The organism is Endozoicomonas sp. SESOKO4 (assembly GCF_024606275.1).
Genome location: NZ_JAHHPS010000394.1, coordinates 18,699 through 28,765, shown reverse-complemented (window position 1 = coordinate 28,765; position 10,067 = coordinate 18,699). Strand labels below are relative to the sequence as shown.

Sequence of the window (10,067 nt, the reverse complement as noted above, 5' to 3'; positions counted from 1 at the left end):
TTCCGTTCACAGGTATTATGGAATCTTCTTTTTCACTTTAGCGAATTGGAAGGATTCATAAAGAATAAATCCCTTGAGGAATTTAAAGTGTTCGAGGACACTCTCTTGTCAGTTCTGGATGCTTTATTCCGTGAGACCAGCATGATGAAGCCCACTGAAATGGCTCTGATGGTATTGTGGCTCGACATGGAAATTGACAGATGCAATATCGACTTTAATTGGAGGGCTAAACTCGAGTATCTCAGGACAGACAGAAGAAGTACTGCCAGCAAAGTACAACCGGTAAAAACGTCACTGCCCAGCCATACCACCATCAGCCATACCACCAAAAGGCGTCAATCAAAGGATGAGGGTGAAGGTAAAAAGGACGAGGATAACGATAAACAAGCGCTTAAGCGCAAGCGTTCAAAAGACACGGATGAAAATCTGGTTTCAACCAAGTCAGGGCGTCAAGTCTTGGTACCAGGGCGATTCAAAGACTAGTTTTGTACAGAAGTTGAGGCTGTCTCTTTCTTAAATGGACGAAGAAGGATTAAGATGACAGCCGGCTTATCCGGTGTACAGGGAGCGTACTTCTGTTGCGGACAGCCCCGACTGGCACAAAGGGTCTTATCAGTTACTCCAATATTGTGTAGCAAAGTCTGCTTAAGATAACAGAATCGCTGCCATCACCCCGTGACAATCAATCGATTGTCATTAGAATACGGCCTACGGACTATAGAAGCTCTGGCCATAGCTGCATTAGGCAGTTTGGTGGGAGTCATTCACACAGTCTCTTGTCAAAAAGAGCTCGTTGAGGGTATCAACAACGGATGACGATAGAAAAGAGTCGTGGTCGCAGCCCTGGTCAGATTGACAGGCAGTTTGGCAAGCGCGCAGTCATGCGTATGGGTGACCGCAAGCAGAGTGCTAACTATGCGTTTGCTGATGCTGAACACGCCCTCGACCCTCAATACTCTGGCAAGCTGGGTGAAGACAAGTTGATAGCTTCCAGGCAGGAACGTTTTCAGGACTTTTGCCTAAATGCCTGTCAGTCTGCTCTAATGGTGCGGATATTATTTTGTACCGTATTCGATAAATTCAAAGTTAACATTGAGTGGGTTCTATGGAAATCATCTTTCAGCGTATCGCTGAAGAGCTGAACGTTCGTCCGGAGCAGGTCACCAGTGCTGTTGCATTGCTGGATGATGGCGCAACCGTTCCTTTTATTGCCCGATACCGTAAAGAGGCTACAGGCGCTCTTGATGATACACAACTGCGTACGCTGGAAGAGCGTCTGCGGTATCTTCGTGAGTTGGAGGAGCGTCGTGAAACGGTTCTGAACAGTATTCGGGATCAGGAGAAACTGACGCCTGAGCTGGAAAAGGACATTCGTGCTGCGGACACTAAAACCCGCCTTGAAGATCTTTATCTTCCCTATAAGCCGAAACGTCGTACCAAAGGTCAGATCGCCATTGAAGCCGGTTTGGAAGCTTTGGCTGATCAACTGTTCAACGAGCCGGATACCGATCCGGAAGCGGTTGCTGCCGATTTTGTTGATGTTAATAAAGGCGTTGCTGACAGTAAGGCGGCACTCGAAGGTGCCCGCTACATTCTGATGGAAAGGTTCAGTGAAGACGCTGAACTGCTGGGCAAACTCCGGGATATGTTATGGAGTCAAGGCATTCTTTCCAGCCGGAGTGTTGAAGGCAAGGAAGAAGAGGGTGCGAAGTTCCGCGACTACTTTGAACATGATGAGCCGATCAAACAGGTTCCTTCTCATCGTGCTCTGGCGATCTTCCGTGGCCGTAATGAAGGTGTGCTTCAGTCTAACATTCGTTTGGAGAATGAACCTGATTCGCGTCTGGAAACGCATCCCTGCGAAAAAGTCATTGCGGACCACTGGCACATTGCTGATCAGGGCAGAGCGGCTGACAAGTGGCTAAAAGATGTCGTGCGCTGGACCTGGAGAGTAAAGCTCCTGACCCAGCTTGAAACTGACTTGATGACCCGCATACGTGAAAGTGCAGAGGAAGAAGCGATCAAGGTTTTTGCCAAGAACCTGAAAGATCTGCTTTTGGCAGCTCCTGCGGGGCTGCGCCCAACTCTGGGTCTTGATCCGGGTCTGCGAACGGGTGTTAAAGTGGCCGTCGTGGACGCTACAGGCAAACTGGTAGAGCACACCACCATCTTCCCCCACGCGCCTCAGCGTCAGTGGAAAGAGGCTCTGGGTACACTGGCAACTCTCTGTCTGACTCACAGTGTCGAGCTGGTCAGTATTGGCAATGGCACGGCATCCCGTGAAACGGATCGTCTCGTCGCAGAACTGATGAGAGCTTACCCCAAACTGGGTCTGACTAAAATTGTCGTCAGTGAAGCCGGTGCATCGGTTTATTCTGCCTCTGAACTGGCAGCTCGTGAATTCCCGGACCTGGATGTTTCTATTCGTGGTGCCGTATCCATTGCTCGTCGTCTGCAAGACCCACTGGCTGAACTGGTTAAAATTGAACCTAAAGCGATTGGTGTCGGCCAGTATCAGCACGATGTCAGTCAGACTCAGTTGTCGCGCTCTTTGGAAGCGGTTGTTGAAGATTGTGTAAACGCTGTCGGTGTTGATGTAAACACAGCTTCCAGTGCTTTGCTGACCCGTGTGTCCGGCTTAAACAGAACGCTGGCAGATAACATTGTTGCCTTCCGAGACCAGAACGGTGTGTTTTCTGATCGTGAAGCACTCAAGAAAGTAGGTCGTTTTGGTCCTAAAGCATTTGAACAGGCTGCAGGTTTCCTGCGCGTCATGAATGGTGAAAACCCTCTGGATGCTTCTGCAGTGCACCCTGAGTCATATCCGGTTGTGGAAAAGATTGCCAGTCAGTCCGAGCGCGCAGTGCACGGCCTGATTGGTGACTCCCTGTTCCTGAGGTCTCTGGATCCCAAAACGTTTACGGATGAAAGCTTTGGTCTGCCCACCGTGACCGACATTATTTCTGAACTGGACAAGCCCGGACGTGACCCTCGTCCAGAATTCAAGGCGCCGGAATTCCAGGAAGGTGTTGAAAAAATCAGTGACCTGAAGCTGAACATGGAGCTGGAAGGCGTTGTTACCAACGTAACCAACTTTGGTGCCTTTGTTGATGTGGGTGTTCATCAGGATGGTCTGGTGCATATTTCTGCGCTGTCCAACACCTTCGTAAAAGATCCTGCTGAAGTGGTTAAGGCCGGTGATATCGTCAAGGTCAAAGTCATGGAAGTAGACGTCCAGCGCAAGCGTATTGGACTCTCCATGCGCATGGGTGACAAGGCTGAAGAAGTGGCTCAGGCGAGGCAGCAGCCTCGTGGTGAACGCACTGGTGGCACAAAACCTCAAAATCGTGGTGGCAAAAGAAACAACCAGCAGGTTAAAAAAGAGCAGTCCGCTGGTTCTTTTGCTGATCTGTTTGCCAATGCTAAAAAGCTGAGAAAGTAAGTGGGTCACAGGAGCAGCCTCTGAGAGGCTGCTCACGGTCTGAGAGACTTCGCAGTTATTCGATAGGTGCAAGGCAGATTCTAACGTTATATAGTCCGTTCCAAGAAATGATTACCGCCTTATACACTGCTCGCAGGCTCCCGGGCAGAGTGTTGATCTCAAAAAAACGCACCTGGATTGGAATTGTATTTTGACTAGCCAGTATGAGTTTCGTCTGCAACTGCTTCAGCAGTCGTCCAACCAAAACCTGCTCAGTGGTATACGACATGGAATCGAACGTGAAGGGCTGCGGGTATCGGCTGACGCACGTTTGTCGCAGTTTTCTCATCCGGAAGTCTTGGGCAGGACTCTGACGCACCCCTATATCACGACTGACTACTCTGAAGCTTTGCTAGAGTTCATTACTCCGGTCTACTGCAAGCTGGAAGATGTCATGAAGTTTCTGGAAGAGCTTCATAGCTACACCTGCCAAAACCTTGATAGTGAAACGCTCTGGGCGGGCAGTATGCCGGCTTTGCTGGAAGGTGAGCAGAGTATTCCTATTGCCCGTTATGGCGACTCTAACCCAGGCAAAATGAAGACTGTCTACCGTGAAGGACTGGCGCATCGTTATGGCAAGGCCATGCAGACTATTGCCGGCATTCACTATAACTTTTCGTTGCCGGAGTCACTCTGGCAGTTGTTGTCTGATGCTGAGTCTTCAGATCGTTCTCTGGAAGATTTCCAGTCAGAATCCTATCTGGCAATGATCAGAAACTTTCGCCGATATTCCTGGCTGCTGATGTATCTTTTCGGAGCTTCACCTGCAGTGAGCAAGAGTTTCTTTACTCAACAAAAACCCATCGAATCACTGGCAAAACTGGATGAAGACACATTGTATTTGCCCTGGGCAACCTCTCTGCGAATGAGTGACCTGGGCTACACCAATAATGCTCAGTCATCTTTGAGTATTTGTTACAACACTCTGGGAGAGTATGTTTCCAGCCTTGCTAAAGCCATTAAAACCCCCTATCAGCCTTATGAAGAGATCGGGCTCAAAAATGGCGATCGTTATCTACAGCTGAATACCAATCTTCTCCAGATCGAGAACGAGTATTACAGCAACATTCGACCCAAGCGAATTGCCAAACGGGGCGAGAAGCCCCTGACCGCATTATCAAATTATGGCGTTGAATACGTTGAAGTGCGCTGCATGGACATTAATCCAATGGAGCCGCTGGGGTTGTCCATGGTCGATGCTGCGTTTCTGGATGTTTTTCTGGTGTTTACCGCTTTGATGGACAGTCCTGAAATTGATCATGCAGAGTGCCAGCGAGTGACTGAAAACTTTGCCCGAACTGTTTCAGAAGGAAGACGTCCCGGCTTGAAGTTAAATGATGAGCAAGGTCCGGTCACTCTGACTGATTGGGGACTGAGTTTAATCGACAAAATGATGCCCGTGGCCCGGATACTGGATCAGGCCAATGAGTCTGATCTGTTCTCGGAATCCCTGATTCAGCAGAAAGAGAAGCTACTGGATTCTGAGTGCACACCCTCAGCCAGAATCCTGCAGGCACTAAAAAGTAGCGGAGACGGTTATATTAATTGGATGCTCAAGCAGTCTGAAGTGCACTCCCGCTATTTCAGCCAACAAGAGATTGAGCCTGAAAGGTTGGAGTATTTTGGGCGTATAGCCGCAGAATCGAGAGCAGACCAGGATCGATTGAAAGCGTCTGACTCGACCCATTTTGATGAGTTTCTGAAACATTATTTTGAATCTGAATGATTCATGATTTTTTGAAAAAACGGATCTGGTGAGTAAGTCGAATGTTCTTCGGATCCTGTCAGACTTTCTCACGCATGGAGCTTTCTTTTTACTGGAAAAACCTTTCCTGATGGAGGGTATAAAGTTGTTTTAACTGTTTTCTCCTGTGTTATTTTTATGTCATTGGTCATACCCTGTTTTTAGATGAGCCGGGAGTTCAGGGCATGGAAGACAGAGTCTCTTTTTTGACTGCATTATTAAATAATTTTTTTTAATGAAATCTGATCTTCTTATCCTTAATAGAATTAAAAAACGCTCAAATCCCTGAAAAAACGACTTTTGGAGCGAGTGTACAAATATAATTCAGATCGAAATTTACAGTAAATTGAAATTACCTCTTGCCGCAAAAAATCCACTGTCATAACCTAGCAACTGAGTCGTCATTTTTAAGGGGCGATAAAGTGATCCCGTTTCGAGTAGATGAGATCCAAACGAAGAGGAATAGTCATGCTGGAGGGGTGCAAAACGGCCAGAGAACGTTGGGGTGGCGTATCAGAAATCATTGACCGCTGGCTAAACGAGCGGCAGGCTCTGATCGTTCTCTACTGCTCAATCAATGGAGTGAATCAATTTCACGATGATAAAAGGCCTGTTGCAAATAAATTGAAAGAAATGTGCCAGATTCTGGTTGATTATGTTTCAGCTGGTCATTTCGAAGTCTACGAACAACTGATTCAGGAAGGTATTGATTTTAATGATGGGGGAGTAGAAATGGCTCACTCTATTCTGCCCGAACTGGAAAAAAATACGCAGGTTTGTCTGGATTTTAACGACGGTTGTGAGTCCCTTAGTAGTGTGTCTATGCTGCAGGCTCACCTGTCCGAGCTAGGTGAAGCTTTGGAAGAACGTTTTTCTCTGGAAGACCAGATGATTGAAGTGCTTCACGAATCTCACAGAGAATTGCTCTCCCAGCATTAGTAATGCCGGCAGATAGTCTGAATATCTTCCAGCACGCAGTATGAAGGAAACCGCTCAGTCAATGATGGGGATATTTACTTCTGTTTCTCCTCATTGACCTGTGAGTCTTTTCTCACACTCAAAAGCTCAACTTTAAAAATCAGCACCTCATTAGGTCTGATTCTCCCGGGAATACCTCCGGGACCATAAGCGAGGTCCGAAGGGATATAAAGTTCCCAAATGGAACCTTCTTGCATCTGCTTCAGACCTTCAGTCCAGCCTTTGATGACCTGATTCAGTTTGAACGTCACCGGTTGGTTTATGCTGTATGAACTGTCAAAGACCCTGCCATCAACAAGACGTCCTTCGTAATGGACAGTCACTTCACTGTTTTCTTGTGGTTTAATACCTTGACCGCTTTTAATCACTTTGTATTGAAGGCCACTTTTCAGTGTCTTTATGCCTGACTTTTTAGAGTTATCTTTCAGGAAAGCCTGACCTTTTTCAAGGTTCTTTTTTGCTTCTTCTGCCAGTTGTTCCTGACGTTTTTTCTCTTGATCCTTTCGGGCTTTTTCGATCAGCTTGAACATTTCCTGCTTGTCAAAAGCCAAAGGTTTGTTCTCCAGAGTATCCTTGATTCCCTGAGACAATGCGTCTGAGTTAATGCCCTCGAACTGCTTGAGTTGCTCGGCCAAAATTGCACCCAGACTGTAGCTGAGTTTGTCTGACTCTTTCTCCAGGACAGCAACTGATTGCATGGAACAGGACATCAGGGCGATGCTAGCAAGTGCTTTTAGTCTCATGAAGTCTCTCTATTTATTGCGAAAATGCAGCTCTTCCTGAATTTGCAGTGATTGTTTTCATGTTCCGACCAGGCTGCATTTCCGGCTCATGAGTGTTTGTGTTAGCTCGACAAAGAAAGGGTCAAATTTTTCTTAGTACAAAAGTTCCTCCATCTTTGTGCAAACATCAAGAGATAGCAAGTGCTATGGAACATTGGTTATACAAAAATGCCTTAAATACAAGGGTTAAATGACTCTCATAAAAAAATAAAACGAGAGGCGGCAAGTTTTTTTTGAAGGAAAAAAATCATTTTATATAAAAAAATGTATAAAAAAATTTGCAGTCGCGTGATAAGCACTCTATTTTCTAATTAAAACTGGATATAAATTATTCAGCTTTTATATAGAGGTACTTCTAAGGGCAATGACGAGGGATGACCAAATGCCTGTAGCCAAAAAGAAACCAGCTGCTAAAAAGGCTGTTAAAAAACCAGCGGCTAAAAAGCCAGTTGAAAAAAAACCGGCAGCTAAAAAAGCAGCAGTCAAAAAGCCTGCAGCTAAAAAAGCAGCCGCCAAAAAGCCTGCAGTTAAAAAAACTGCAGCGAAGAAGACTACCCGCAAGGTAGATCCGGTTAAGAAGCTGGAAAAAGAAATTGAAGCGCTTAAGAAAAAACTGGATAAGGCTAAAGAGTCTTTGAAGAAAGCAAAGACTAAGGCTAAGGCCGATGCCAAGAAAAAAGCGCCCGCCAAGAAAAAGGCGCCTGCTCGTAAAGCGGCTGCCAAAAAGACAGTAGCCAAGAAAAAGGCGCCTGCTCGTAAAGCAGCTGCCAAGAAGGCGGTAGTGAAGAAAAAAGCGCCAGTTCGCAAGGCCGCTGCCAAAAAGGCCCCAGCCAGGAAGAAAGCGACAGCCAAGAGAAAAGACAAGCGTTAATCTCTTAAGCAGTATCCGCAGGAGAGGAAAGCCTCTCCTGCAATAAAATCGAATAATCCGTCTCCCTCTCGCCAGCTATCAGCGAGTACTTCTTTGTGGCAATAATTACGTTGCCACATTTTTGGAAGTAGCCTGCCCCGGGTTTTGATCTCGAATGTCTTGATCAGCCTGCCAGATATTAACTTCTTGTGGTATGTCGATCTTTGAATCCACAGTGGGTTCATATTCCCGTAGGAATGCCAGTGAAACAGCGTTTATAATGCGCGCCATGATTAATTTGAACTCAGTCAGTTTATTGCGCTCTGGCAAGGTTTTGCTGGAAGAAACCAGCGCAACAATTCATCACGGCCAGCATGTTGGACTGGTGGGCGCCAATGGGTGTGGCAAGTCGAGTCTGCTGGCCCTGATTATGGGTAACCTGCAACCGGACAAGGGCGATGTCGGCATCGATGCGGGTCGGGGGATTGCTCATATGGCCCAGGAGGTTTTGGCTCTGGACCAGAAAGCCGTCGATTATGTGCTGGACGGTGATGAGACACTTCGGGAAATAGAAAAATCCATCAAGCGTGCCGAACAAGAACAAGAGCATGGCAGGCTTGCCGAACTTCACGAAAAGCTGCTTCAGGCAGATGGCTACACAGCACGTTCCCGTGCCGAACAAATGCTCCATGGTCTTGGATTTTCCCATGAAAAAATCGACTGTAGCGTAAAAGATTTCTCCGGTGGCTGGATAATGAGATTGAATCTGGCAAGAACTCTCATGTGTCGTTCGGATTTACTTTTCCTTGATGAGCCAACCAACCACCTCGATCTGGACGCTATTGTCTGGCTGGAAAGCTTTCTTAAGCGTTACCAGGGGACGTTGATTATCATCTCTCACGACCGTGATTTTCTGGACGCAGTGATTGACATTACCCTCCATATTGAGCATCGGAAACTGCACACCTATCGTGGTAACTATTCTGCTTTTGAACGGATGCGCTCTGAGCGTCTTCAACAGCAGCAGGCTGCTTTTGAAAAGCAACAAAAGCAGCGCGCTCACATGGAGACGTTTGTTGAGCGGTTTCGTGCTAAAGCGACCAAGGCGAAACAGGCACAGAGTCGCTTAAAAGCGCTGGCGAGACTGGAAGAAATAGCGCCGGCCCACGTCGATTCACCTTTCAGCTTCAGCTTTCCTGATCCTGAAAAAATGTCTTCACCACTGCTGACCCTCGACAAGGCGGAGCTGGGTTATAAAGGCAACACACTTATCAGGCTGAAACTGAATATCCTGCCTGGCAGTCGCATTGGTTTGCTGGGGGCTAACGGTGCGGGTAAATCAACCTTGATTCGGACACTGGCTGGAGAGCTTCCTCTGGTAGCTGGCCAGAGACATGATGGAGAGCACCTGAGAGTAGGATACTTTGCCCAGCATCAATTGGAAAAACTCGATGCCGATGCCAGCCCATTGCTTCATCTACAACGAATGTCGCCTGGGGCACGGGAACAGGAGTTGAGAAACTTTCTGGGCGGTTTTGGTTTTCATGGTGATAAGGCTCTGGAAACGATTGCAGGTTTTTCTGGTGGCGAACAGGCGAGGCTGGCCCTGGCTATTGTAGCCTGGCAAAAGCCTAACCTGCTGTTGCTGGATGAACCAACCAACCACCTTGACCTTGAGATGCGTCATGCTCTGACTATGGCTCTGCAGACATTCGAAGGAGCCATGATACTGGTGTCGCATGATCGTAATCTCCTGCGCAGTACTACAGACGATCTTTTTCTGGTCCATGATGGCCGGGTTGAAGCTTTTGAAGGCGATCTGGAGGATTATAGCGTCTGGTTAACTCAGCAGCGTCAGGAAGATAAATCAGAAAATATTTCTGAAACGGTTCAATCGACTCACTCGGCACAAGCCCGCAAAGAGCAGAAACGTCTGGATGCAGAGCGTCGTAAGCAGCTCAGGCCGATGAAAAAGAAAGTGGATTCTCTGGAGCAAAAACTGGAGAAGTTGCAATCGTTGCTGGTTGAGGTTGAATCTGAACTGGCCAGTCCGGAGCTCTATGAAAGTGCAGAAAAAGAACGTTTGAAATTATTGCTCGATCAACAGACTCGATATAAGAAGGGCATCGCGGAAACCGAAGAAGAGTGGATTGAAGCGCTGGAGCAACTTGAAGCAATGGAAAGCGGATCATTCTCCGCCTGATGACAATCAGGCGGTAGAAACTGCCTGGC

8 protein-coding genes are annotated in these 10,067 nt (G+C 47.3%); 7 read left to right on the top strand and 1 reads right to left on the bottom strand.

Annotated features, from left to right (window positions below; genetic code table 11):
• The 5 genes from KDK16_RS07825 to rsd form a co-directional block, all read left to right on the top strand.
• Positions 1-483: hypothetical protein (locus KDK16_RS07825; protein ID WP_257275453.1), on the top strand; the 483-nt coding region annotated here is incomplete at its 5' end.
• A 329-nt stretch (positions 484-812) separates the two neighbouring features.
• The gene (locus KDK16_RS13560; protein ID WP_257275451.1) at positions 813-1,142 is read left to right on the top strand and encodes a DNA recombination/repair protein RecA; all 330 of its coding nucleotides are present in this window, start codon (positions 813-815) and stop codon (positions 1,140-1,142) included.
• Positions 1,106-3,442 (top strand): Tex family protein, encoded by a 2,337-nt coding sequence (locus KDK16_RS07815; protein ID WP_257275449.1) that lies wholly within the window; start codon positions 1,106-1,108, stop codon positions 3,440-3,442. Before KDK16_RS13560 ends, KDK16_RS07815 begins: the two co-directional genes overlap by 37 nt.
• A 190-nt stretch (positions 3,443-3,632) precedes the next feature.
• Complete coding sequence (gene gshA, locus KDK16_RS07810; protein ID WP_257275448.1) at positions 3,633-5,207, top strand: glutamate--cysteine ligase; 1,575 nt, start codon at positions 3,633-3,635, stop codon at positions 5,205-5,207.
• A 486-nt stretch (positions 5,208-5,693) separates the two neighbouring features.
• Entirely contained in the window at positions 5,694-6,164 is a 471-nt protein-coding gene (rsd, locus tag KDK16_RS07805) for a sigma D regulator (RefSeq protein WP_257275446.1), read from the top strand.
• A 74-nt stretch (positions 6,165-6,238) separates the two neighbouring features.
• On the opposite strand, the gene KDK16_RS07800 is transcribed toward rsd, so the two are convergent.
• On the bottom strand, positions 6,239-6,946 hold the full coding sequence (locus tag KDK16_RS07800) for an FKBP-type peptidyl-prolyl cis-trans isomerase (protein WP_257275445.1): 708 nt from the start codon (positions 6,944-6,946) through the stop codon (positions 6,239-6,241).
• 421 nt (positions 6,947-7,367) lie between these two features.
• On the opposite strand from KDK16_RS07800, the gene KDK16_RS07795 reads away from it, so the two are divergent.
• Positions 7,368-7,856 (top strand): histone H1-like repetitive region-containing protein, encoded by a 489-nt coding sequence (locus tag KDK16_RS07795; RefSeq protein ID WP_257275444.1) that lies wholly within the window; start codon positions 7,368-7,370, stop codon positions 7,854-7,856.
• A 259-nt stretch (positions 7,857-8,115) separates the two neighbouring features.
• A complete protein-coding gene (locus tag KDK16_RS07790; protein ID WP_306670768.1) occupies positions 8,116-10,038 on the top strand; it encodes an ATP-binding cassette domain-containing protein in 1,923 nt (640 codons plus the stop codon).
• The last annotated feature ends 29 nt before the right edge of the window (positions 10,039-10,067 follow it).